Below are 24,819 nucleotides of genomic sequence, written 5' to 3' on the forward strand. Positions count from 1 at the left end.
GATCAGTTAACCCAGACGCGTGCATTACGGAACATACGCATCCAAGGTGCGTCCTCGTTCCAGTCTTCCGAACGCCACGAGTTCTGCACCGCGCGGAACACACGCTCCGGGTGCGGCATCATGATCGTCACACGGCCATCACGGCTGGTGAGACCGGTAATCCCGCGCGGCGAACCGTTCGGGTTGGCCGGATAACGCTCGGTGACCTTGCCATGGTTGTCGACGAAACGCATCGCCACGCAACCCGACAGATCGGCTTCCAGCAGGGCTTCTTCGCTGGAGAACTCGGCGTGACCTTCACCGTGAGCGATGGCGATCGGCATACGCGAGCCGGCCATGCCCTGCAAGAAGATCGAGTTCGATTCCTGGATCTGTACCATCGCCACGCGCGCTTCGAACTGCTCGGAGCGGTTACGCACGAAGTGCGGCCAGAACTCGCTGCCCGGGATCAGCTCGTGCAGGTTGGACATCATCTGGCAACCGTTGCACACGCCGAGGGTGAAGCTGTCGTTACGCTCGAAGAAACCCTGGAACGCATCGCGGGCACGGCTGTTGAACAGCGCCGACTTGGCCCAGCCTTCACCGGCGCCGAGCACGTCGCCGTAGGAGAAACCACCGCACGCCACCAGACCTTTGAACTCGTTCAGGTCGACACGGCCCGCGAGAATGTCGCTCATGTGCACGTCGATCGCGTTGAAACCGGCGCGGTCGAACGCGGCCGCCATTTCCACCTGACCGTTGACGCCCTGCTCACGCAGCACGGCAACCTGTGGGCGGATGCCTTTCTTGATGTAAGGCGCGGCGATGTCCTGGTTGACGTCGAAGCTGAGCTTGACGCTCAGGCCCGGGTTGTCTTCTTCCAGCAGCACGTCGAACTCTTGCTCGGCGCAGTCGGCATTGTCGCGCAGACGCTGGATCTGGTAGCTGGTTTCGGCCCAGGTACGTTGCAGCAGACGACGCTGGCCTTCGAACACGGTGTCACCGTTGAAGGTGATGTTGACCTGGCCATTGTTGATCGGCTGACCGATCACCGACACGCAGTCGCCCAGACCGGCGGCGCTGAATTGCGCGAGGATGTCTGGCGTGGCGTCCTGACGAACCTGGATCACTGCGCCCAGTTCTTCGTTGAACAGGATGGCGGCGATGTCGGCGGTGGTTTCTGCCAGACCGTCGAGGTTCAGGCTCAGACCGCAGTGGCCGGCGAAGGCCATTTCCACCACGGAAGTCAGCAGACCACCGTCGGAGCGGTCGTGATAAGCCAGCAGGTGACCATCGGCGTTCAAGCCCTGGATCACCGCGAAGAAGGCTTTCAGGTCTTCGGCGTCATCGACGTCCGGCGCGTGTTTGCCGAGTTTGCCGTGTGTCTGAGCAAGGATCGAAGCACCCATACGGTTCTGACCGCGACCGAGGTCGATCAGGATCAGGTCGGTGGTGCCCTTGTCCATGCGCAGTTCCGGGGTCAGGGTCTGACGGATGTCAGCCACTGGCGCGAAACCGGTCACGATCAGCGACATCGGCGAGGTCACGGTTTTTTCTTCGCCGTTATCGCTCCAACGGGTGGCCATGGACATCGAGTCCTTGCCCACCGGAATGGTGATGCCCAGCTCAGGGCACAGTTCCATACCAACCGCTTTCACGGTGTCGTACAGACGCGCGTCTTCGCCCGGGTGGCCGGCAGCGGACATCCAGTTCGCCGACAGTTTGATGTCGGAGATCTTGTTGATGCGCGAAGCAGCGATGTTGGTCAGGGTTTCGCCGATGGCCATGCGGCCCGACGCCGGGGCGTCCAGCAATGCCAGCGGAGTACGCTCGCCCATCGCCATGGCTTCACCGGTGTAGACGTCGAAACTGGTCGCGGTGACAGCAACGTCAGCCACCGGAACCTGCCACGGGCCGACCATTTGGTCACGGGCCACGAGGCCGGTGATGGTGCGGTCGCCGATGGTGATCAGGAAGCTTTTGCTGGCCACGGCCGGGTGATGCAGAACGCGTTCGATGGACTCGCTGATGTCGAGGTTCGACGGATCGAAGTCATCGCCCAGCTCGGCTTCGCGAACCACCGAACGGTGCATGCGCGGGGCTTTGCCCAGCAACACTTCCAGTGGCATGTCCACCGGGTTGTTGCCGAAATGGCTGTCGGTCACGGTCAGTTGCGGTTCGGCAGTGGCTTCACCGACGACAGCAAACGGGCAGCGCTCGCGTTCGCAGATCGCCTGGAAGCGCGCGAAGTCTTCAGGGCCGACGGCCAGAACGTAACGTTCCTGGGATTCGTTGGACCAGATTTCGTGCGGGGCCATGCCCGGCTCGTCGTTGGGAATGTTGCGCAGTTCGAAACGGCCACCGCGATCGCCGTCGTTGACCAGTTCCGGGAAGGCGTTGGACAGACCGCCCGCCCCCACGTCGTGGATGAAGCTGATCGGGTTCTTGTCACCCAGTTGCCAGCAACGGTCGATGACTTCCTGGCAACGACGCTCCATTTCAGGGTTTTCACGCTGCACGGAAGCGAAGTCGAGATCCGCCGAGCTGGTGCCGGTGGCCATCGAGGAAGCGGCACCGCCGCCCAGACCGATCAACATCGCCGGGCCGCCGAGGACGATCAGCTTGGAGCCCACGACGATCTCGCCTTTCTTGACGTGTTCTTCGCGGATGTTACCCATGCCGCCGGCCAACATGATCGGCTTGTGGTAACCACGAACTTCGTCACCGTGCGGGGTGGTGATCGACTGTTCGAAGGTACGGAAGTAGCCAGTCAGGGCCGGACGACCGAATTCGTTGTTGAACGCAGCGCCGCCGAGCGGGCCTTCGATCATGATGTCCAGCGCGGTAACGATGCGCTCAGGCTTGCCGTACGGCACTTCCCACGGCTGTTCGAAGCCGGGGATCTGCAGGTTCGACACGGTGAAACCGGTCAGGCCAGCCTTTGGCTTGGCGCCACGGCCGGTTGCACCTTCGTCACGGATTTCGCCGCCGGAACCGGTCGATGCACCCGGGAACGGAGCAATCGCGGTCGGGTGGTTGTGGGTTTCAACCTTCATCAGGATGTGCACCGGCTCCTGCACCGCGCCGTACTGGCGGGTCTCAGGGTTCGGGAAGAAACGGCCGGCGACGTTGCCGACGATCACCGAAGCGTTGTCCTTATAAGCCGACAGAACGCCTTCGCTGTGCATCACGTAGGTGTTCTTGATCATGCCGAACAGGCTTTTTTCCTGGTTCTCACCATCGATATCCCAACTGGCGTTGAAGATCTTGTGGCGGCAGTGTTCGGAGTTGGCCTGGGCAAACATCATCAGTTCGATGTCGTGCGGGTTGCGCTTCAAGCCGTTGAAGGCGTCGACCAGATAGTCGATCTCGTCTTCGGCCAGGGCCAGGCCCAGCTCGGTGTTGGCTTTTTCCAGCGCAGCGCGACCGCCACCGAGGATGTCGATGGCCGTCAGCGGCTTCGGTTCGGCGTGGCTGAACAGACCGGCAGCCTGTTCGAGATTGGCCAGCACGATCTGGGTCATGCGGTCATGCAGCACGTCGGCGATCTGTTGCGCTTGGGCTTCGCTGAACTGACCGGCCACGTAGAAGGCGATACCGCGTTCCAGACGCTGGATCTTGCTCAGGCCGCAGTTGCGGGCGATGTCGCTGGCCTTGCTCGACCATGGCGAGATGGTGCCGAAACGCGGCAACACCAGAAACAGACGACCGGTCGGCTCTTGTACCGGAACGCTTGGGCCGTACTTCAGAAGGCGCGCAAGCACCTGCTGTTCGTCGCCGGTCAGGACGCCGGTGACTTCGGCGAAGTGAGCGAATTCAGCATACAGGCCACTGACAGCTGGAACCTTCTGGCTCAGTTGCTCAAGGAGTTTGCTGTGGCGAAAGGCAGAAAGGGCAGGAGCGCCGCGCAGGATCAACATCTTCGGGACAGCCTCGGGAAGGGGTGTGCTTTGAGGCCGTGCATTCTAGCCTAAACCGCCCTCAACATCACCCGAAACGCTACGCACGGTTGCACTCGGACACCAATCTGTGTTTCTGCCTCCAGAGTCAGGTAAATCGCGTGTTTCACGACGGCTTATTTTTACTGTAACAAAAAGCCGTGAAGGCCCGTTTCTGCGGGGTTCAAGCCGGTTTTGTGATCGCTAGCAGACTCGCCCTGCACTGTCGAGATATGGCGCCCGTGGCCGTTTGCGTATACTGCGCAGATGTTTTTCCCAACGGCTTTGCGTCCGCGGTACGCCAAATGGCTGATCGCAACCGGACTCTTCCTGATGCTCGGTGGCTGTGTTGATAAACCCAACACACTCGAGCGCATAAAGGAGGATGGTGTGCTGCGGGTGATTACCCGTAACAGCCCCGCCACCTACTTTCAGGATCGCAGCGGTGAAACCGGCTTCGAATACGAGCTGGTGAAGCGTTTCGCCGACGATTTGGGCGTAGAGCTGAAGATCGAGACCGCCGACAACCTCGACGACCTCTTCGATCAGATCGGCAAACCGAATGGCCCGGTGCTGGCCGCCGCCGGTCTGGTCAGCAGCGAACAGCGCAAGAAGCAGGTGCGGTTCTCACACTCCTACCTTGAAGTCACCCCGCAGATCATCTATCGCAACGGCCAGTCGCGGCCAACCGACCCGGGCGATCTGGTCGGCAAGAAGATCATGGTGCTCAAGGGCAGCACTCACGCCGAACAACTGGCCGAGCTGAAAAAGAAATTTCCCGGCATCGAATACGAAGAGTCCGACGCGGTTGAAGTGGTCGACCTGCTGCGCATGGTCGATGAAGGCCAGATTGACCTGACCCTGGTCGACTCCAACGAAGTGGCGATGAACCAGGTGTACTTCACCAACATTCGCGTGGCCTTCGACCTCGGCGATGCGCGCAGCCAGAGCTGGGCGGTTGGCCCGGGCGAAGACAACAGCCTGCTCAACGAGATCAACGCGTATCTGGACAAGGTGCAGAAGAACGGCACCCTGCAACGTTTGAAGGATCGCTACTACGGCCACGTTGATGTCCTCGGCTACATGGGCGCCACGACTTTCGCCCAGCATTTGCAACAGCGCCTGCCGAAATACGAACAGCACTTCAAGAATTACGCGAAAAAAGAGAAAGTCGACTGGCGCCTGCTGGCTGCCATTGGCTATCAGGAATCACTGTGGCAACCGGCGGTCACCTCGAAGACCGGTGTGCGCGGGCTGATGATGTTGACCCAGAACACCGCGCAGGCGATGGGCGTGTCCAACCGCCTCGATCCAAAGCAGAGCATCATGGGCGGCGCCAAGTACCTGGCTTATATGAAGGATCAGCTCGACGACTCGATCAAGGAGCCGGATCGCACCTGGTTTGCCTTGGCCGCGTACAACGTCGGCAGCGGTCATCTGGATGACGCGCGCAAACTGACCGCGAAGGAAGGCTTGAACCCGGACAAGTGGCTGGATGTGAAGAAGATCCTGCCGCGCCTGTCGCAGAAACAGTGGTACAGCAAGACCCGTTATGGCTATGCCCGTGGCGGCGAGCCGGTGCATTTTGTGGCGAACATTCGTCGCTATTACGACATTTTGACCTGGGTGACGCAGCCTCAGCTTGAGGGCGATCAAGTCGCTGAGGGCAATCTGCATGTGCCGGGTATCGACAAGTCAAAACCGGCGCAAGAACCCGCCCCGCTCTAGCCAACACCCCAAAAACAAATGTGGGAGCGAGCTTGCTCGGGAAGGCAGTGTGTCAGCCAACGAATATGTCGGCTGACACTGCGCCTTCGCGAGCAAGCTCGCTCCCACAGGGGTTATGCGTTGACCTTTAGCCTTTCAACGCGGCAGCCAGGATCAGCGCCTTCATTTCCGATACGGCAGACTTGAAGCCCACGAACAACGCATGCGCCACCAGCGCATGGCCGATGTTCAGTTCGTTGATGCCTTTGATTGCCGCGACGGCTTCAACGTTGTGGTAATGCAAGCCGTGGCCCGCGTTGACGATCAAGCCTTGGGCCAAACCAAACGCCACACCGTCCGCCACACGCTTCAATTCTTCAGCCACTTCAGTCGGGGTTTCGGCATCGGCATAACGTCCGGTGTGCAACTCGATGGCCGGCGCACCGACGCGCTTCGACGCGGCAATCTGGCGCTCGTCGGCATCGATGAACAGCGACACTTCGCTGCCGATCTTCGACAGACGCTCAACCGCTGCCTTGATGCGCTCTTCCTGCCCCGCCACATCCAGACCACCTTCCGTGGTCAGCTCCTGACGGGTTTCCGGGACCAGGCAAATGTGCGCCGGGCGGATGCGCTCGGCGAACGCCATCATTTCTTCGGTGACACCCATTTCGAAGTTCATGCGGGTTTGCAGCACGTCCTTGAGCACTAATACATCGCGCTCTTGAATGTGCCGGCGGTCTTCACGCAGGTGCACGGTGATGCCATCAGCGCCCGCCTCTTCCGCGTCCAGCGCCGCCTTGACCGGATCCGGGTAGCGCGTGCCACGGGCCTGACGCAGGGTGGCGACGTGGTCGATGTTCACGCCAAGAAGAATGCGATTGCTGGTGGTCACGGGTGCGCGCTCCTGAAGGAAAAGATTCGGCGCACAGCATACACGGGGCTAGGGTTTGCGAAACAGCTCACGACTGACGAGAGGACGACCGCCCAGGTGAACGGCCAAGGCCTGACGCATCAGGCGCTTGGCGGCGGACAGTGCGCCGGGGGCGGTCCAGTCGGCTTCGGCCATGGCCAATAATTCGACGCCGTTGAACAGGCCGGGTTGCAGCAGAAAAACCCGCTCAAGACCCGCGTCCACTTGCAGACGATAGAGGCCGTCGGGCGCAATGGGCTCACCGTGGATATCAGTGTTCAGGGAAAAACCGTAACCGAGATCGTCCAGCAGACGCCATTCGAACGAGCGCAGCAGCGGCTCCAGCGGACGGCCTTCGGCCAATGCCAGCAAGGTCGCGGCGTAGTGATCGAAGACGCCCGGATGCGGATCTTCGGCAGGCAGCAAGCGGATCAGTAGCTCATTCAAGTAGAGACCACTGAACAGCGCCTCGCCGTTGAGCCACGCCGAAGTGCCAGAGCTCTCCATGCGCCCGACATTCTTCAGTTCACCCTTGCCACGGAACTCCACTTCCAGCGACACGAACGGCCGCGCCAATGTCCCGGCCTTGCCCCGCGCACTGCGCAACACCGCACGCAGCCGACCTTGCGGCGTGAGAAAGTCCACCAGCGCGCTGGTTTCGCGGTAGGCGCGGGAGTGCAGGACGTAGGCAGGTTGGGCGGGAGGCGGGTTTGAGGACATGGAACTCTCATGGATAAAACGCGGTTTTATATTCACCCCAAAACCACTGTGGGAGCGAGCTTGCTCGCGAATTCGGTGTGACAGTCAACATCAATGCTGAATGTTACATCCCCTTCGCGAGCAAGCTCGCTCCCACAGGTTTCTTCAGTGTTGCGACAACCGCGTATTTACAGGTCGCCGTAACCCAGCGAACGCAGCGCACGCTCGTCGTCGGACCAGCCGCCCTTCACCTTCACCCACAGGTTGAGCATGATTTTGGAGTCGAACAGCAACTCCATATCCTTGCGCGCTTCGGTGCCGATACGCTTGATGCGCTCGCCCTTGTCGCCAATGATGATCTTCTTCTGGCCGTCACGTTCAACGAGGATCAGCGCGTGGATGTGCAGGGTTTTGCCCTGCTGCTTGAACTCTTCGATCTCGACGGTGATCTGGTACGGCAGCTCGGCGCCCATCTGGCGCATGATTTTCTCGCGCACCAGTTCAGCGGCGAGGAAACGGCTGCTGCGGTCGGTGATCTGGTCTTCCGGGAAGAAGTGATCGTTCTCCGGCAGGTGATCGGCAATGACCTTTTCCAGCGCTTCGAGGTTGTGTCCGTGCTGCGCGGAAATCGGAATGATCTGTGCGTTCGGCAGTTGTTCCTGCAACCAGCTGAGGTGCGGCATCAGCTCGGCTTTGTCTTCGATGCGGTCGGTCTTGTTCAGCGCGACGATCAGCGGGCCGGTCACGTACTGCACGCGCTCCAGCACCATCTGGTCTTCGTCGGTCCACTTGGTGCGATCGACCACGAAGATCACCACGTCGACGTCTTTCAACGCCGCCGAAGCGGTTTTGTTCATGTAGCGGTTCAGGGCCTTTTCGCCCCCCTTGTGCATACCGGGGGTGTCGACGTAGATCGCCTGCACGTCACCTTCGGTCTTGATCCCGAGCATGTTGTGGCGCGTGGTCTGCGGCTTGCGCGAAGTGATCGCGAGCTTCTGGCCAAGGATGTGGTTGAGCAACGTCGACTTGCCGACGTTGGGACGGCCGACGATGGCAACATAGCCACAGCGAGTTGCGTTTGTATCAGTCATTGCCATTCTCCACGCCCAGGGCAATCAGTGCTGCAGCGGCCGCTACCTGTTCGGCAATACGACGGCTGACACCCTGACCTCGGCTTTTTTCATTCAGTAAGACAACTTCGCACTCGACGAAGAAGGTTCGGCAGTGCGGCTCGCCCTGGATATCCACCACTTCGTAGCGTGGCAGATCGCAACCGCGCGATTGCAGGTGTTCCTGCAAGCGGGTTTTCGGATCCTTGTTGGTATCGACCAGGGTCAGCCCTTCGAACTCACCCGCCAACCAGGCCAGCACGCGTTCGCGCGCCATGTCCATGCCGGCATCGAGGTAGATCGCGCCGATCAAGGCTTCGAGGGCGTCGGCCAGAATCGACTCACGGCGGAAACCGCCGCTTTTCAATTCACCGGAACCCAGTCGCAGGTAATCGCCAAGGTCGAAACCGCGCGCCAGTACGGCCAGCGTCTCACCTTTTACCAGGCGTGCGCGCAAACGCGATAACTGGCCTTCGCGGGCCAGCGGGAAGCGATCGAACAGCGCCTCGCCGGCAACGAAGTTGAGGATGGCATCGCCGAGGAATTCCAGGCGTTCGTTGTTGCGCCCGGCAAAACTGCGGTGCGTGAGGGCCAGCAGCATCAGCTCCTGATCCTTGAAGGTGTAACCGAGCTGACGCTCGAGACGGCTTAAAGAAACGCTCACGGTTTACCCACGCTGAGTTCGTGGCTGGATTCCACCGCCATCGCCGGGATACGGCGCAGGCTTGGGACAATTAACGCTGTGTTCAAAAATGACGTCCTGAATATCGTGGCTTCATGCCCCGGAGCCGATTGTGGCGGCTCCAGAAATGCATTCGGCGCTGTGGTCAACAGCGCCGTGTGTGATTACTTGATCAGGCCAACCCGCGAGAAATTCGGCAGGTGACTGAGTTTCGGTTCCGGCCAGCTCATCCAGACCGCGAAGGCCTTGCCGACGATATTCTGGTCGGGAACCATGCCCAGCAGATCCTTGGGAATGTTCGGATCATCCCAGTAGCGACTGTCGTTCGAGTTGTCGCGGTTGTCGCCCATCATGAAGTAGTGCCCGGCCGGCACGGTCCATGTATGGTCCGGCGTGGCGCGGTAGCGGCTCATTTCCTTGCGGATCAGGTGCTCGGCAGCGCCGAGTTTTTCCTGGTAGAGCTCGGCACTGCCCAGCGTACCCGGCTCGGCGCCGACCATCTGCTCGGCAATCGACTCACCATTGACGAACAGACGCTTGTCGGCGGTGTAGCGCACCGTATCACCCGGCAGACCAACCACACGCTTGATGTAGTTGACGTTCGGATCACTCGGGTAGCGGAACACCATCACATCGCCACGCTGTGGATCACCGACTTCGATGATTTTCTTGTCGATCACCGGCAGGCGGATCCCGTAAGAAAACTTGTTCACCAGAATGAAGTCGCCGACGTCCAGGGTCGGTTTCATCGAACCGGACGGAATCTGGAACGGTTCCACCAGGAACGAACGCAGCACCAGGACGATGAACAACACCGGAAAGAACGACTTGCCGTATTCGACCAGCAGCGGCTCTTTGTTGAGTTTTTCAACGACCACCCCGTCAGGCTGGCTGACACTGCCTTGATAAGAGGCAATGGCAGCACGCCGACGCGGTGCCAGGATCAACAGATCGAGCAACGCCAACAGGCCGCAGACGAACACGGCGATGACCAGCAACAGCGGGAAATTTAGTGACATAGGACCTAACTATCCAACCTGAGCACTGCAAGGAAGGCTTCCTGTGGAATTTCCACGTTGCCCACTTGCTTCATGCGTTTTTTACCGGCCTTTTGCTTCTCGAGCAGTTTCTTCTTACGGCTGACGTCACCACCGTAGCATTTGGCCAATACGTTCTTTCTGAGGGCCTTGACGGTTGTCCGTGCAACGATCTGACCACCAATGGCAGCTTGAATCGCCACGTCGAACATCTGACGAGGAATCAGTTCTTTCATCTTCTCGGTCAACTGGCGACCTTTGTAGTGCGAGTTGTCACGGTGCACGATCAATGCGAGCGCATCGACCTTGTCGCCGTTGATCAGCACGTCCAGTTTCACCAGATTAGCCGATTGGTAACGATCGAAATGGTAGTCCAGCGAAGCATAGCCACGGCTGGTGGATTTGAGACGGTCGAAGAAATCGAGGACCACTTCGTTCATCGGCAAGTCGTAAGTGACCTGCACCTGATTGCCGAGGAACAGCATGTCGACTTGAACGCCACGCTTCTCGATGCACAGGGTGATGACGTTGCCCAGGTGCTCTTGCGGCACGAGGATGTTGGCCCGCACGATCGGCTCGCGCATGTCTTCGATCGATGACACATCCGGCAGCTTGGACGGGTTGTCGACGTAAATCGTTTCACCGGTTTTCAGCACCAGCTCGAAGATAACCGTCGGCGCCGTGGTGATCAGGTCCAGGTTGTACTCGCGCTCGAGGCGCTCCTGGATGATTTCCATGTGCAGCATGCCGAGGAAGCCGCAACGGAAGCCAAAGCCCAGTGCGTCGGAGCTTTCCGGGGTGTATTGCAGCGACGAGTCGTTGAGGGTCAGCTTCTGCAGCGCTTCGCGGAAATCCTCGAAGTCGTCGGAACTGACCGGGAACAGACCGGCGTAAACCTGTGGCTGGATGCGTTTGAAGCCAGGCAGCACTTCAACGTCCGGCGTCGAGCTCAGGGTCAGGGTGTCACCCACCGGGGCACCGTGAATGTCCTTGATGCTGGCGATGATGAAGCCCACTTCGCCGGCCTTGAGGTCAGCGGTGGCGGTGTGTTTCGGGTTGAATACACCGACGCTGTCGACCAGATGGATCTTGCCGGTGGACTTGACGAGGATCTTGTCGCCCTTCTTCACGCGGCCATGACGCACGCGCACCAGGGAGACAACGCCCAGATAGTTGTCGAACCAGGAGTCGATGATCAACGCTTGCAGCGGATCTTCGATGTTGCCGGTCGGCGCAGGAATGGTCGCGACCAGACGCTCGAGCACTTCGTCGACACCCACGCCGGTCTTGGCGCTGCAGGTGACGGCGTCGGTGGCGTCGATGCCGATGATCTTTTCGATCTCGTCCTTGACGCGCTCAGGGTCGGCCTGCGGCAGGTCGATCTTGTTCAGCACCGGCATGACCTCAAGGCCTTGCTCAATGGCGGTGTAGCAGTTGGCCACGGACTGGGCTTCAACACCTTGACCGGCATCGACCACCAGCAACGCACCTTCACACGCGGCCAGGGAACGGCTGACTTCGTAGGTGAAGTCGACGTGGCCCGGGGTGTCAATGAAGTTAAGCTGGTATTTGATGCCGTCTTTGGCCGTGTAATAAAGGGTGACGCTGTGGGCCTTGATGGTGATCCCGCGTTCACGCTCCAGATCCATGGAATCCAGTACCTGGGCTTCCATTTCACGCTCGGCCAGGCCGCCGCACATCTGGATGAAACGGTCAGCCAGCGTCGACTTGCCATGGTCAATGTGGGCGATGATGGAGAAATTGCGGATATGACTCAAATCACTCACGGATCAACACTCAAAAAGGCTGCAGGCATAGCCCGCCGAAAAATAGCCGGGAATTGTACCTGATACACGGCGCAAGCGTCACGTTCACCTGTCACCCGGATTGCATGCAAAAACGCCCCGATCTGTCGACCGAGGCGTTTTCAAGGCTGAAACATTGGCAAAAAAGTGCCGATCAACCGGCTCTTCGCAGCAGCCAGACACCCGCCAGTGCACAAACCCCGGCCGGTACCAGCACCGCGAACAACGGCGAGAAACCGAACACCAGGCTCGACGGGCCAAGCAAATCCTGGACGATACGGAAGGTGAAACCCACCAGCACGCCGGTGAATACCCGCTGACCGAGGGTCACCGAGCGCAACGGACCGAAAATGAACGAGATCGCCATCAACACCAGTGCAGCAGTGACCAACGGCTGCAACACCTTGACCCAAAATGCCAGCCAGTAGCGGCCGTTGCTCAAACCTTGTTCGGACAGATAGTGGATGTAGCCCCACAGACCGCTGATCGACAGCGATTCCGGGGCCATGACCACGGTACTGAGCAATTGCGGGCTCAACGCCACGTCCCATTGCTCGCTCGGGGTATTGACGACTTCCGTGCTGCGTTCATGGAACAGCGTGGTGGCAACGTCGGTGAGCTGCCACTTATTGCCGTCGAACTCGGCCTTCTTGGCAAAACTCGAACTCAGCAGGTGGCGCTCCTTGTCGAAGTGATAGCGAGTCACGCCATACAACAGGCCATTGGGTTGAACGGCGTTGATATGGATGAACTCGTCCCCCTGGCGGTGCCACATACCGTGCTTGGCACTTTGCGCATCACCACTGCCCTGCGCCAGCGAGCGATTGGCTTGCGCCATGCTCTCGGTGGCTGGGGCGACGTATTCGCCGATCAGCACACCGGCCAGCATCAGCACCAGCATCGGCTTCATCACCGCCCAGACAATACGACCGATCGACACGCCAGCGGCACGCATGACCGTCAGCTCACTGCTGCTGGCCAGACTGCCGAGGCCGATCAGGCAACCGATCAGCGCCGCCATCGGCAGCATTTCATAGAGACGGCGTGGCGCGGTCAGTAAAACGAAGCTGAGGACATCAACCAGGGTGTAGGTGTCGCTGACATCACCCATTTCATCGATGAAGGCGAACAGCGTTGCCAGACCGAGAATGATTGCCAGCACGGCGATGATCGCCATGAACACGCTGCTGCCGATGTAGCGGTCGAGTTTAACCACGGGCCACCTCCAGCGCAGCGGAGCGACGGCTGGCCATCTTCAGGCGCAGCGGCTCCCAATAGAGCAGGCCGAGACCGATGAACAGGAAGATCGCATGCACCCACCACAGGCCGAGGGCCGGCGGGATCTTGCCTTTTTCAAGGGCGCCGCGGGCGGCAATCAGGATGGTCAGGTAAGCCATATAAAGAAGGATCGCCGGCAGCAGCTTGAGGAAACGCCCTTGACGCGGGTTCACGCGTGACAGCGGCACCGCCATCAGGGTCACGATAAACACCAGCAGCGGCAGCGACAAACGCCATTGCAGTTCGGTTTTAGAGCGGATGTCATCGCTGCCAAGAAGGGATGAGGTCGGCATGGCGTCGCGGTCGGTGACCTCTTCGCTGACGTCCGGCTTGGGCAACAGCACACCATAGGTTTCGTAGTGAATGGCACGATAATCGGCCTGCCCCGGGCTGCCGTCATAGCGGTAGCCGTTATCGAGAATCAGGTAGCGATTGCCGTCCGGGCGCACTTCCTGACGGCCCTTTTCGGCCACCAGCACGGAAATGCCGCGATCCTTTTGATCGGCACCGAGGTTTTTCTGCGAAATGAATACGCTGCCCAGATTGACGCGGTCGTCGCTCAGGGTCTCGGTGTAGGTCACCCGGGTACCGTCACGCAGCGCCTGGAAGCGACCCGGTTCAAGGGTGTCGAATTCGGTCAGGGCATCCTGCTTGTTCAGCAGCAACTGGAACTGATTGGCGCCTTGCGGGGCCAGGCCGAGGCTCAGCCATGCTACCACCAGTGCCACCAGCGTCGCCGGAAACAGGGTCATGCGAAACAGCTTCTGCTGGCTCATGCCGGTGGCCGAGAGCACGGTCATCTCGCTTTCGAGGTACAGGCGACCGTAGGCCAGCAGGATGCCGAGAAACAGCCCCAGCGGCAGAATCAGCTGCAGGAAGCCCGGCAGGCGATAGCCCATGATCAGGAACAGCGAGCCCGGATCGAGTTGACCGGCAGCGGCCTGAGCGAGGTATTTGATGAAACGACCGCTCATGATGATGACCAGCAGCACGGCACTCACGGCGCTGAGGGTCAACAGGACTTCGCGGGACAGATAACGGAAGACGATCAAACCAGACACTCCAGGGTTGTCAGGCTAAGGCGGCCAAACAAGCAAACACATCGACCGGCCCGCAATGCAGAGCCGTCGAAAAAAGATGCGGCATTATCCTGTGATTGAGGGCGCCTGTCACTGCGCACACTCATCCATGTCTGTAATCCGTTGCAGATCATACAACCGAGGGTTGTCAGGCGCGGGGAGCGAGGTTCAAACTGCGGCCCTTGTCGCAGGCTTTGGCCTGCGCCTCTTCTATCTATAAGCAGGCGCCTGCGGACACCGTCGAACGCCTGCATGTTGACCATTCATTCAGGGATCCGGACATGGAACTGGTTGTAAAAAGCGTTAGCCCAGAAACGTTGAAAACCGCCACCCTGGTGGTTGCTGTCGGCGAAGGCCGCAAACTCGGGGTCGCGGCCAGACTGGTCGACGAACTGAGCGGTGGCGCCATCAGCGCCGTACTCAAGCGCGGCGATCTGGCCGGCAAAGTCGGTCAAAGCCTGCTGCTGCACAGCCTGCCCAACCTGAAAGCCGAACGCGTGCTGCTGGTCGGCGTGGGTAAAGATGAAGAACTGGGCGACCGTCCGTTCCGTAAAATCGCCGCTGGCATCCTCAACACCCTGAAAGGTCTGGGCGGCAGCGACGCCGTGTTGGCGCTGGATGAAATTATTGTTAAAAACCGCGACAGCTACGGCAAAACCCGTCTGCTGGCGGAAACCCTGGTGGATGGCCAATACACCTTCGACCAGTTCAAGAGCCAGAAAGCCGAACCGCGCGCCCTGAAGAAAATCACCCTGCTGACCATCAAGGCTGCGCAGGCTGAAGTGCAACGCGCCGTGAATCACGCTACCGCGATCGCCAACGGCATGGCCTTCACCCGCGACCTGGGCAACCTGCCGCCGAACATCTGCCACCCGACGTTCCTCGGCGAACAAGCCAAGAACCTGGGCAAAGAGTTCAAGGATCTGAAAGTCGAAGTCCTTGACGAGAAGAAGATCAAAGCGCTGGGCATGGGTTCGTTCTATGCCGTCGGCCAGGGCAGCGAGCAACCGCCGCGCCTGATCGTCATGCAATACAACGGTGGCAAGAAATCCGAGAAGCCGTATGCGCTGGTCGGTAAAGGCATCACCTTCGACACTGGCGGCATCAGCCTGAAACCGGGCGCAGGCATGGACGAAATGAAATACGACATGGGCGGCGCGGCCTCCGTGTTCGGTACTCTGCGTGCGGTGCTTGAACTGAAACTGCCGATCAACCTGGTGTGCATCCTCGCTTGCGCGGAAAACATGCCGAGCGGCAACGCGACCCGTCCGGGCGACATCGTCACCACCATGAGCGGCCAGACCGTGGAAATCCTCAACACAGACGCCGAAGGCCGTCTGGTGCTCTGCGACGCGCTGACCTACTCCGAGCGCTTCAAGCCACAAGCGGTGATCGACATCGCGACCCTGACCGGCGCCTGCGTCGTCGCACTGGGTGCGCACACCTCGGGCCTGCTGGGCAACAACGACGAACTGATCGACCAACTGCTCAGCGCCGGTAAAGCCGCTGACGACCGCGCCTGGCAACTGCCGTTGTTCGACGAGTACCAAGAGCAACTGGACAGCCCGTTCGCCGACATCGCCAACATCGGCGGGCCGAAAGGCGGCACCATCACTGCCGCCTGCTTCCTGTCGCGTTTCACCAAAAACCTCAACTGGGCACACCTGGACATCGCGGGCACCGCATGGACCAGCGGCGGCAAGGACAAGGGCGCCACTGGCCGTCCAGTACCTCTGCTGACCCAGTACCTGCTGGATCGCGCCAAAGCCTGAACCCGCTGACGGGCGGCGTCACTTTCGGGTGACGCCGCTTGCTGCTCTGGAACCGCAATGACCAAAGTCGACTTCTATATCCTGCCCAGCGCCGATCCTTCGGCTCGCCTGGACTTTGCCTGCAAACTCACCGAGAAAGCCTGGCGCATGGGTCACCGCATCTACCTGCATTGCAGCGATGCGGCCCAGCGTGACGACCTCGATGCGCGCCTGTGGGCATTCAAGGGCGAAACGTTCGTGCCTCACGGCCCGGCTGACAGCGAACCGGACGGTTTGATTGTGCTGGGGCTGGGTGACGACTGCGGTCAGCATCAGGACTTGCTGGTCAATCTCGACCTGCAAGTCCCGGCCTTTGCCAACAAGTTCGCCCGGGTGGCGGAAGTGGTGGTGGAAGATCCGACGATTCGGGCGGCCGCGCGGGAGAGTTTCCGTTTCTACCGCGAACAGGGCTATCCTCTGCAAGATCACCGTTTACAGCGACTCTGAGCATTCCAATGGACACTCCGAAACCGCAGCAAAAGCCGACACACCTGCTGGACGATCTCGAGTCGATCCGCCAGTTGCTCGGCGACGACAACCTGCAACCGCCCCTGCTGACCGATACGGTCGATGACGGTGAACAGGAACAAATTCCGATGCTGTTCGATTCGGTCGGCACCGAGCCGACTGCCGTCGAACCGCCTCCCGCGCCCGCCCCGGCACCTGCCGCACAAGCGGCGGCGCCTGTGGATAAAGGCCCGGACGCCTTGCTTCACCTCGACAGCGAACTGCGCGCCGCCGCGCAATTGATCCTGCAAGACGTGATCGACGACTTCGCACCGCACATCGAAACCGAAATCAAACGCCGCCTCGATGCGCGGATGGAACGGCTGCTCAGCCAATACGAATAAACCTTCAGATCGTATTTGCCCTGCGGAACTTATCCAGAATTTTCGAGTGCCGGGGAGTGGCGACCACCGCCCCTCCTCGCCCCACAAATTCTTGCGCCCAGTGTTCCGGAACAACGGTGTTGGTAGAGGCATAGAACTCGAACAGCTCATGGCTATTTTCCAGAATGCTCCACCGCCCCTGGTGCACCATCGCTATCGGAAACGGGCCTGGCCGCGCCACTGCACCGAGATAACCATTGTCGGCCTGGACTTTTTCAAACTCGTTTTTCCACATATAAGAAACGAAGTTCACTTGCGGCCCATGACGGACAACATTCATCGAGACGTCTTCGAATGACCTCGCCGGGTCAGATGCAGCGACGCCAAGATTGATCAGATCCTTTACTTCTGTCTCATCGACACTTCCCGATTCAGGGACATACCCCTTGCCGCCGCTGAAACGAATGATGTCATGCATGTCGTAATCGCCCGTATAAGGCGTGACGATCTTGAACTTGATCCAGGAATCAACCAGCTCGTGCTCTACGGGGCTTTGCAAATTGATGTCGTAAGTCGTGTCTTCAAAACTTACGTTATTGCGCGCATAAACACCCTGCAGGCCCGCCTTGTTCCACTTGCCCACTCGCCCGGCAAACCCACTGCTCTCGGCCCTCTGAAGCATGGTGCCAGCTTGTTCACCATAAACGCCCGTCAGCGAACTTTGCTTTATGGTTTTCTCAAGAATGTTATGCCCTTTGGCGGCGGCGCCTTCACCCAACGCATTGATCGTGTGACGGCCTGATTCGCGCACGCTCATGGCAATATTTTGCACCCTTGAAATTCTTTCAAAGACAGGCATATGCCGAGGATGAACAAAAGTCTCACCCACGCGCCGGGCTGCCTCCTGACCTTCTTTCAATAACCCGTTACTGTCACGGAACGTGACCGGGTTGTTGCCGGCCATGACATACAGGTTCATCCCGTCTATCGCTTCGGCCGGATCAGCACTCAACCAGCGTCCAATCCACGGCTGGTAGTAACGCCAGCCATAGTAGTAAAGGCCCGTCGCATCGCGCTCCTTGCCTGAATACCTGACGGTTTTGAAACTCGCCTCCACTGCATTTCTCGCCGTCCAGACTGCTGTACCCCCGTAAGGAAAGTATTCTTCGCGGCTGATCACTTTCCCCTGCGCATCGACTTCCAGCCCGCTGCTGCCGATCAGATCATCATGGCTGTAACGAAACTGATCATGACCAATGCCTTTGGGCGTTTCGCCCTCCCAGTGTAATACCCGCACCGACGACTGACCGCTAGCTCCCACGCTGATGACCTGTAAACGCTGCGCTTCAGTGCCGTTGATTTTCATAGTCCTTAGCTCCAGCGCGGGCAGGTAAATCACCTGCTGTTCCCGCGTGGTGTCGATCGTGTTCTGGGTGCTGATCTTCAAAAGGCGCTGGCTGCCACCGTCATAGCGATAGCTCTCGGCGTCATCTCCTGCACCACCTCGCTCAACTACAGAGACTTTCAGAAGCTCGTTACGGGACGTCCAGACCAACGGCTGACCGGGCTGCAAGATTTTTTGCTGCCCGCCTGCGGTGAACCCGCTGTCCACTTCTCGCGGATCAGTGCAAAGGAGACTTGTCACGCCGCGATTGCTGCGGTGACTGACCGTGACAGTTGTGGTGTGGCAATGATTGGACGCTGGCGCGCAGTGGCGAATCCGCGTCAGATTGCGCGCCGTGTCGTAGTTGTAGGTGCGCGTGTAGGTCGTGAACGTGGCGTTGTCGAAACTGGATACGACAGGAAAGCCACGCTGCCGGCCAGCATTCGCCATCTCACGCCCCGTGGCGCTGACCAATTGATAGAGGCTGTCATAGACGTAAGAGTTCTGCGAAACAACTTCCTGATTACGCCAGAAGCGGGTTTCTTCTGCATCGTTACGCATGCCGAGCACATTACCGACCGGGTCATATTGATATTTCAGATCCTGCAAGACTTTCGCCCCGGACACGTGACCGACCGGCCTTTGTACATTTATCCCCAGCAAGCGTTGCGTCTCTTGCTCGTATTCCCAACGAGTCACCACGCCATTAGCGTGTTCTTCGCGCAGCGTTTGGCCCGCCGCCGAGTAAGTCAGGGACTTCACAATATTTTTCTCGACCCGATTTTTCAGGGTTAGCCAACGGCTCGCAAGCAGACCGGCCACGTCATATGCCATGCGCTGTCGGTTGCCCGCAGCATCCGTGGTGGTCTGCTCCGCGCCCGTCGCATCGGTGGTGGTCTGGTTGGTGAAGTCCTCGGCTGCCAGCAAGGCATCCCAAGCCTGTGCGTCTTCGCCTTGCCAATCGGCAACGGTGTCCGGGTCATCGGCGTGCGCCAGCAGACGACGAGTAACGGACAGCGCTACGCCGCTTAGCGCCAGACTGTCGACTCTGATCGAACCCGCCGTGTCGTAGTGGCTCACGCATTGCCCGGCCAGGTTCTGAGACGTTTCAAGGTCACTGTTTCCCGCATATCGCCAGCGCTCGCTGATTCGGCGGACACCCTCTGCGTTCTGCTCGACGAGGCTAACCGGGCGTCCTCGCAGATTATTGCTTTCGTATTGAAAGATTCGGGTCACGGCATGCCGATTGATGTCTGCGCCATCGTCACCGGAGTGAATGTTGCTCACCACACTGAACGACCGGCCAGCTGCGTCATTCAGTGTCACGACAGTGCCATTGTCGACGCCTTCCTGGCACAGCACAGTGCCGGAAAGGCTCGTGATATGGATGAAGTTGGCCAACCCTGCCTCATTCAAACGCGGGTCAGCGCTTCGAACGTTGATGCCGCGCGCATCGAACTGATGACGGGTAATGCGTGCCTGGGTGACCGCTGGCGAATCGGGATGGCGGTGATATTGCACTTCTCGCACCGACAGACCACGGGCATCACAGGCCATGACCGACGGCGTATAGGTATTCAATGAAGTCTCAGACAGTTTCATTCAGTCACTCGAAGTCAAAGAGGCGCCGGCAGAAACCCTGCGATTCACCGCCGACAAGAACGTCACAATGGGTATAGGCGTAAAAATCATTGCGCGCACGTACAGACACTCGATCCGCACCCGCTCGCCCTCGGCCCCATGCCCCGCTATACTCGTCGGCTTTTCCTGAATTAATGCCAATAGGGTCCCGCCGCGCATGGATAAGACCTACCAGCCGCACGCCATTGAAACTTCCTGGTACAACACCTGGGAGTCCGAGAACTACTTCGCCCCGCAAGGCGCGGGCGACTCCTACACCATCATGATCCCGCCGCCGAACGTCACCGGCAGCCTGCACATGGGTCACGGTTTCAACAACGCGATCATGGACGCGCTGATCCGGTTCCGCCGCATGCAGGGTCGCAACACCCTGTGGCAGCCGGGCACTGACCACGCCGGTATCGCCACGCAGATGCTGGTGGAGCGTCAACTGGAAGCCACCGGCCAGAATCGTCATGATCTGGGCCGTGAGAAATTCCTCGAGAAAGTCTGGGAGTGGAAGGATCAGTCCGGCGGCAACATCAGCCGTCAGATCCGCCGCCTCGGCTCGTCCGTTGACTGGAGCCGCGAGCGCTTCACCATGGACGACGGCCTCTCGGAAGCGGTTAAAGAAGCGTTCGTGCGCCTGCACGAAGACGGCCTGATCTACCGCGGCAAGCGCCTGGTCAACTGGGACACCAAACTGCACACGGCGATTTCCGACCTCGAAGTGGAAAACCACGACGAAAAAGGTTTTCTGTGGAACCTGAAGTACCCGCTGGCCGACGGCGCGAAAACAGCTGAAGGCAACGATTTCCTGATCGTCGCGACCACCCGTCCGGAAACCATGCTCGGCGACTCCGCCGTCGCGGTGAACCCGAACGATGAGCGCTACAAATCCCTGATCGGCAAGTTTGTCGAGCTGCCGCTGGTTGGCCGCCGCATCCCGATCATCGCCGACGATTACTGCGATCCTGAATTCGGCACCGGCTGCGTGAAAATCACCCCGGCCCACGATTTCAACGACTACGAAGTCGGCAAGCGTCACAACCTGCCGCTGCTGAACATCTTCGACAAGAACGCCAACGTGCTGCCGGCAGCCCAGGTGTTCAACCTTGACGGCACACTGAACGACAGCATCGATGGCCAGATCCCGGCTGAATACGCCGGTCTTGAGCGTTTCGAAGCGCGCAAGCAGATCGTGGCTGCGTTCGATGCCGCCGGCCTGTTGGTCAGCGTCAACGACCACGGCTTGAAAGTGCCGAAAGGCGACCGCTCCGGCACCATCATCGAGCCGTGGCTGACCGACCAGTGGTACGTGTCGACCAAACCGCTGGCCGAGCCTGCGATTGCTGCCGTTGAAGACGGTCGCATCCAGTTCGTGCCGAAGCAGTACGAAAACATGTACTTCTCGTGGATGCGCGACATCCAGGACTGGTGCATCAGTCGTCAGCTGTGGTGGGGCCACCGGATTCCGGCCTGGTACGACGAGTCGGGCAAGGTCTACGTTGGTCGCGACGAAGCCGAAGTGCGTGCCAAGCACAACCTCGGCCCGGACGTCGCGCTGCAACAGGACAACGACGTCCTCGACACCTGGTTCAGTTCTGGCCTGTGGACCTTCTCCACCCTCGGCTGGCCTGAGCAGACCGAATTCCTGAAGAAATTCCACTCCACCGACGTGCTGGTGACGGGCTTCGACATCATTTTCTTCTGGGTTGCCCGGATGATCATGATGACCATGCACTTGATGAAGAACGAGGACGGCACGCCGCAGGTGCCGTTCAAGACCGTGTATGTGCACGGTCTGGTGCGCGATGGCCAGGGCCAGAAGATGTCCAAGTCCAAGGGCAACGTCCTTGACCCGCTGGACATCATCGACGGTATCGAGCTGGAAGAACTGGTGCAGAAACGCACCTCTGGCCTGATGCAGCCGAAACTGGCGAAGAAGATCGAGAAGCAGACCCGCGACGAGTTTGCCGACGGCATCGCCAGCTACGGCACCGACGCCCTGCGCTTCACCTTCTGCTCGCTGGCCTCGACCGGTCGCGACATCAAGTTCGACATGGGCCGCGTTGAAGGCTATCGCAACTTCTGCAACAAGATCTGGAACGCCGCGCGTTATGTTCTGGACAAGGGCGAAGACTGCGGCCAGAACGGCGAAGCCTACGAGCTGTCGCTGGCGGATCGCTGGATCATCTCGCAGCTGCAACGCACCGAAGCCGAAGTGACCCGTCAACTCGATCAGTTCCGTTTCGACCTCGCTGCACAAGCGCTGTACGAATTCATCTGGAACCAGTACTGCGACTGGTACCTGGAACTGTCCAAGCCTGTGCTGTGGGACGAGAACGCGCCGGTTGAACGTCAGCGCGGCACCCGCCGCACGCTGGTTCGCGTACTGGAAGTGGCGTTGCGTCTGGCGCATCCGTTCATGCCGTTCATCACTGAAGAAATCTGGCAGCGCATCGCGCCGCTGGCCGGCATTCAGGGCAAGACGATCATGCTGCAAGCGTGGCCAGTGGCCAACGAAGAACGCATCGATCCGGCGGCCGAAAACGACATCGAATGGCTCAAGGAACTGATGCTCGGCACACGTAACATCCGTGGCGAAATGAACATCGGCCCGGGCAAGCCACTGCCGATCTACCTGAAGAACGTCAGCGCTGAAGACCAGCGCCGTCTGACCGAGAACGAAGCGCTGCTGAAGAAGCTGGCGCGTCTGGAATCGATCACTGTTCTGGCGGCTGGCGAAGAAGCACCGCTGTCCGCCACCGCGCTGGTAGGCGAGATGGAAGTGCTGGTGCCAATGGCCGGCTTGATCGACAAGGGCGCTGAGTTGGCGCGTCTGGACAAGGAAATCCTGCGTCTGCAGGGCGAAGTCCAGCGCGTTGGCGGCAAACTGTCCAACGCCGGTTTCGTCGACAAGGCCCCGGCCGAAGTCATCGAGAAGGAACGCGCCAAACTGGCCGAGGCTGAACAGGCCCTGGGCAAACTGGCCGAGCAACATGCGCGGATTGCCAGCCTGTAACGGCAAATCGCATTGAAAAGGCGCGTCACCCGATTGGGTGACGCGCCTTTTTTATTGCCTACTTTCCTTCATCCACTGCCAATCCCTGTGGGAGCGAGCTTGCTCGCGAAGAGGCCGTGTCAGGCGAAGCTGATGTTGAGTGAGAGGACGCTTTCGCGAGCAAGCTCGCTCCCACAGAGATCGGTGGTGTTGCTGATATTGAGTTCGCAGCGGCTGGATGTGGGACAATACCCGCCACTTTCAGCCATACCCGAATCGATCACGCCCATGAACGCCCCCCGCACCCCCAAACCTGCGCGCAAGAAGCCTGACTCCGCGACCCCGGCCAAGACCGTCGAGCCGCGTGAAAAGGCCAGCCTGCACCCGCGCAATCGCCATCAGGGTCGTTACGACTTCCCGGCGCTGATCAAGACCACGCCGGAACTGGCGAAGTTTGTGATCACCAACCCGTACGGCAAGGAAAGCATCGACTTCGCCAGCCCCGATGCGGTGCGCGTGTTCAACCGGGCGCTGCTCAAGTCGTTCTATGGCATTCAGCACTGGGACATTCCGGCAGACTACCTCTGCCCGCCAGTGCCGGGCCGTGCCGATTACGTGCACTTCCTCGCCGATTTGCTGGCGAGCATGAACGACGGCAAGGTCCCGCGCGGCGCGATCGTCAACGTGCTGGACATCGGCATGGGCGCCAACTGCGTGTATCCGCTGATCGGCAACAGCGAATACCGCTGGCACTTCCTCGGCTCGGAAATCGACCCGACCGCCGTGGCTGCCGCCCGCGCCATCGTCCAGTCCAACGACCTGAACAAGGTCATCCAGCTGCGCCAGCAGGAAAATCGCAAGCACATCCTGATCGGCTTGCTGGAGCCGGGCGAGCGCTTTGACCTGACCATGTGCAACCCGCCGTTCCACGCTTCGATGGACGAAGCGACCAAGGGCAGCGAGCGCAAATGGCGCGCACTGGGCAAGGCTGACCCGAAACGCAAACTGCCGGTGCTGAACTTCGGTGGCCAGTCGGCGGAGCTGTGGTGTGAAGGCGGCGAAGCACGCTTCGTGACGCAACTGATCGCCGAGAGCGCGAACTTCCAGCACAAGGTGCTGTGGTTCAGCACGCTGGTGTCGAAGGCTTCGAATTTGCCAGCCATCGAAACCGCGCTGAAAAAGGCCGGCGTGCTGGAAAGCCAAGTGGTGGAGATGTCGCAGGGCCAGAAGCAGAGCCGCTTTGTGGCCTGGACGTTCCAGACCAAGTCCGAACAGCAGATCTGGCGCCGCGAGCGCTGGGTTCGCTAAACACCGCATCGCCGGATACAAATCAATTGTGGGAGCGAGCTTGCTCGCGAATGGGGAGCATCAGTCAATTCAACTCTGACTGACACACTGCCTTCGCGAGCAAGCTCGCTCCCACATGGGATCTAAGTGCTTGCCAAATCGCAGGCACAAAAAAACCGTGCCCGGATCGCTCCGGTGCACGGTTTTTTTATCGCTGCGTCTTACTTGTTCACAGCGTCGGTCAGGCCTTTGGCCACAACCAGCTTGATCACTTTCTTTGCAGGGATTTCGATGGCAGCGCCAGTCGAAGGGTTACGGCCAGTGCGGGCAGGACGCTCGGTCACTTTCAGCTTGCCGATACCTGGCAAGGTGATTTCGCCGCCGTTTTCCAGCTGATCGGCAACGATTTGGCCCAGTTGGTCCAGAGCGTTACGCGCGGTGGTTTTCGGCGCGTCGATAGCTTCAGCGATGTCGGCGATCAGTTGGTCTTTAGTAAGAGCCATGTAGTGTTCCTTCCCTATCAAATTCATATGGATTGCAGAGTGCAGTGTCAGCCATCGAGCCCGATCTTCTGGATCTGGCACCCTCGGCGATAACCACGACGAGTCGGGTTATAGATACCGAAATCAGGGTTTGGTTCGACCTGACAAATGCTGA

The 24,819-nt window shown here is 59.6% G+C and carries 17 protein-coding genes; 6 read left to right on the top strand and 11 right to left on the bottom strand.

Annotated elements, in window-relative coordinates; all coding sequences use genetic code 11:
- Window positions 1-2: 2 nt before the first annotated feature.
- On the bottom strand, window positions 3-3,899 hold the full coding sequence (gene purL / locus WA225_RS09285) for a phosphoribosylformylglycinamidine synthase (protein WP_422607707.1): 3,897 nt from the start codon (window positions 3,897-3,899) through the stop codon (window positions 3-5).
- Window positions 3,900-4,184: 285 nt separating this feature from the next.
- Here purL and mltF point away from each other — a divergent pair, with 285 nt between their 5' ends.
- The gene (mltF, locus tag WA225_RS09290) at window positions 4,185-5,645 is read left to right on the top strand and encodes a membrane-bound lytic murein transglycosylase MltF (RefSeq protein ID WP_422607708.1); all 1,461 of its coding nucleotides are present in this window, start codon (window positions 4,185-4,187) and stop codon (window positions 5,643-5,645) included.
- A gap of 127 nt (window positions 5,646-5,772) precedes the next feature.
- Here mltF and pdxJ read toward each other — a convergent pair whose 3' ends face one another.
- From pdxJ to lptF, 8 genes are all read right to left on the bottom strand, one after another.
- On the bottom strand, window positions 5,773-6,519 hold the full coding sequence (pdxJ, locus tag WA225_RS09295; RefSeq protein ID WP_422607709.1) for a pyridoxine 5'-phosphate synthase: 747 nt from the start codon (window positions 6,517-6,519) through the stop codon (window positions 5,773-5,775).
- A 48-nt stretch (window positions 6,520-6,567) separates the two neighbouring features.
- Entirely contained in the window at window positions 6,568-7,257 is a 690-nt protein-coding gene (recO, locus tag WA225_RS09300; protein WP_422607710.1) for a DNA repair protein RecO, read from the bottom strand.
- Between the two features lie 167 nt (window positions 7,258-7,424).
- Window positions 7,425-8,327, bottom strand: coding sequence for a GTPase Era (era, locus tag WA225_RS09305; RefSeq protein ID WP_016771562.1), 903 nt, complete (start codon window positions 8,325-8,327; stop codon window positions 7,425-7,427).
- Window positions 8,320-9,009: a ribonuclease III gene (gene rnc, locus WA225_RS09310; protein WP_016986099.1), complete on the bottom strand. Its 690-nt coding sequence runs from the start codon at window positions 9,007-9,009 to the stop codon at window positions 8,320-8,322. Before rnc ends, era begins: the two co-directional genes overlap by 8 nt.
- 182 nt (window positions 9,010-9,191) lie before the next feature.
- Window positions 9,192-10,046, bottom strand: a complete 855-nt coding sequence (gene lepB / locus WA225_RS09315; protein WP_422607711.1) for a signal peptidase I — start codon at window positions 10,044-10,046, stop codon at window positions 9,192-9,194.
- Between the two features lie 5 nt (window positions 10,047-10,051).
- Window positions 10,052-11,851 (bottom strand): translation elongation factor 4, encoded by a 1,800-nt coding sequence (gene lepA, locus WA225_RS09320; RefSeq protein ID WP_422607712.1) that lies wholly within the window; start codon window positions 11,849-11,851, stop codon window positions 10,052-10,054.
- Window positions 11,852-12,023: 172 nt separating this feature from the next.
- Window positions 12,024-13,085 carry an LPS export ABC transporter permease LptG gene (gene lptG / locus WA225_RS09325; protein ID WP_422607713.1) on the bottom strand — a complete coding sequence of 354 codons (1,062 nt, stop codon included), beginning with the start codon at window positions 13,083-13,085 and terminating at the stop codon, window positions 12,024-12,026.
- Window positions 13,078-14,199 (bottom strand): LPS export ABC transporter permease LptF, encoded by a 1,122-nt coding sequence (gene lptF, locus WA225_RS09330; RefSeq protein WP_422607714.1) that lies wholly within the window; start codon window positions 14,197-14,199, stop codon window positions 13,078-13,080. The genes lptG and lptF overlap by 8 nt, the downstream gene beginning before the upstream one ends.
- A gap of 308 nt (window positions 14,200-14,507) precedes the next feature.
- On the opposite strand from lptF, the gene WA225_RS09335 reads away from it, so the two are divergent.
- The 3 genes from WA225_RS09335 to WA225_RS09345 are packed head-to-tail and all read left to right on the top strand — an operon-like array spanning window position 14,508 to window position 16,888.
- On the top strand, window positions 14,508-15,998 hold the full coding sequence (locus tag WA225_RS09335; RefSeq protein ID WP_422607715.1) for a leucyl aminopeptidase: 1,491 nt from the start codon (window positions 14,508-14,510) through the stop codon (window positions 15,996-15,998).
- 57 nt (window positions 15,999-16,055) lie between these two features.
- Window positions 16,056-16,484, top strand: a complete 429-nt coding sequence (locus WA225_RS09340; RefSeq protein WP_422607716.1) for a DNA polymerase III subunit chi — start codon at window positions 16,056-16,058, stop codon at window positions 16,482-16,484.
- Between the two features lie 8 nt (window positions 16,485-16,492).
- Complete coding sequence (locus tag WA225_RS09345; protein WP_422607717.1) at window positions 16,493-16,888, top strand: DNA polymerase III subunit chi; 396 nt, start codon at window positions 16,493-16,495, stop codon at window positions 16,886-16,888.
- 4 nt (window positions 16,889-16,892) lie between these two features.
- On the opposite strand, the gene WA225_RS09350 is transcribed toward WA225_RS09345, so the two are convergent.
- Window positions 16,893-19,853, bottom strand: a complete 2,961-nt coding sequence (locus tag WA225_RS09350) for an RHS repeat-associated core domain-containing protein (protein WP_422607718.1) — start codon at window positions 19,851-19,853, stop codon at window positions 16,893-16,895.
- A 196-nt stretch (window positions 19,854-20,049) separates the two neighbouring features.
- On the opposite strand from WA225_RS09350, the gene WA225_RS09355 reads away from it, so the two are divergent.
- The gene (locus tag WA225_RS09355) at window positions 20,050-22,896 is read left to right on the top strand and encodes a valine--tRNA ligase (RefSeq protein WP_422607719.1); all 2,847 of its coding nucleotides are present in this window, start codon (window positions 20,050-20,052) and stop codon (window positions 22,894-22,896) included.
- A 267-nt stretch (window positions 22,897-23,163) separates the two neighbouring features.
- Window positions 23,164-24,183 carry a 23S rRNA (adenine(1618)-N(6))-methyltransferase RlmF gene (gene rlmF, locus WA225_RS09360; RefSeq protein ID WP_095119373.1) on the top strand — a complete coding sequence of 340 codons (1,020 nt, stop codon included), beginning with the start codon at window positions 23,164-23,166 and terminating at the stop codon, window positions 24,181-24,183.
- Between the two features lie 200 nt (window positions 24,184-24,383).
- Here rlmF and WA225_RS09365 read toward each other — a convergent pair whose 3' ends face one another.
- Complete coding sequence (locus tag WA225_RS09365) at window positions 24,384-24,665, bottom strand: HU family DNA-binding protein (protein WP_003221909.1); 282 nt, start codon at window positions 24,663-24,665, stop codon at window positions 24,384-24,386.
- Between the last annotated feature and the right edge of the window lie 154 nt (window positions 24,666-24,819).

This window comes from Pseudomonas sp., assembly GCF_049300855.1.
Classification (GTDB): Bacteria; Pseudomonadota; Gammaproteobacteria; order Pseudomonadales; family Pseudomonadaceae; genus Aquipseudomonas.

What these genes read in the sequence shown, in the direction of transcription:
- purL (WP_422607707.1), bottom strand. Translation starts at nt 3,899, where the DNA reads ATGTTGATCCTGCGCGGCGCTCCTGCCCTTTCTGCCTTTCGCCACAGC.
- mltF (WP_422607708.1), top strand. Translation starts at nt 4,185, where the DNA reads ATGTTTTTCCCAACGGCTTTGCGTCCGCGGTACGCCAAATGGCTGATC.
- recO (WP_422607710.1), bottom strand. Translation starts at nt 7,257, where the DNA reads ATGTCCTCAAACCCGCCTCCCGCCCAACCTGCCTACGTCCTGCACTCC.
- era (WP_016771562.1), bottom strand. Translation starts at nt 8,327, where the DNA reads ATGACTGATACAAACGCAACTCGCTGTGGCTATGTTGCCATCGTCGGC.
- lepB (WP_422607711.1), bottom strand. Translation starts at nt 10,046, where the DNA reads ATGTCACTAAATTTCCCGCTGTTGCTGGTCATCGCCGTGTTCGTCTGC.
- WA225_RS09335 (WP_422607715.1), top strand. Translation starts at nt 14,508, where the DNA reads ATGGAACTGGTTGTAAAAAGCGTTAGCCCAGAAACGTTGAAAACCGCC.
- WA225_RS09340 (WP_422607716.1), top strand. Translation starts at nt 16,056, where the DNA reads ATGACCAAAGTCGACTTCTATATCCTGCCCAGCGCCGATCCTTCGGCT.
- WA225_RS09345 (WP_422607717.1), top strand. Translation starts at nt 16,493, where the DNA reads ATGGACACTCCGAAACCGCAGCAAAAGCCGACACACCTGCTGGACGAT.
- WA225_RS09350 (WP_422607718.1), bottom strand. Translation starts at nt 19,853, where the DNA reads ATGAAACTGTCTGAGACTTCATTGAATACCTATACGCCGTCGGTCATG.
- WA225_RS09355 (WP_422607719.1), top strand. Translation starts at nt 20,050, where the DNA reads ATGGATAAGACCTACCAGCCGCACGCCATTGAAACTTCCTGGTACAAC.
- rlmF (WP_095119373.1), top strand. Translation starts at nt 23,164, where the DNA reads ATGAACGCCCCCCGCACCCCCAAACCTGCGCGCAAGAAGCCTGACTCC.
- WA225_RS09365 (WP_003221909.1), bottom strand. Translation starts at nt 24,665, where the DNA reads ATGGCTCTTACTAAAGACCAACTGATCGCCGACATCGCTGAAGCTATC.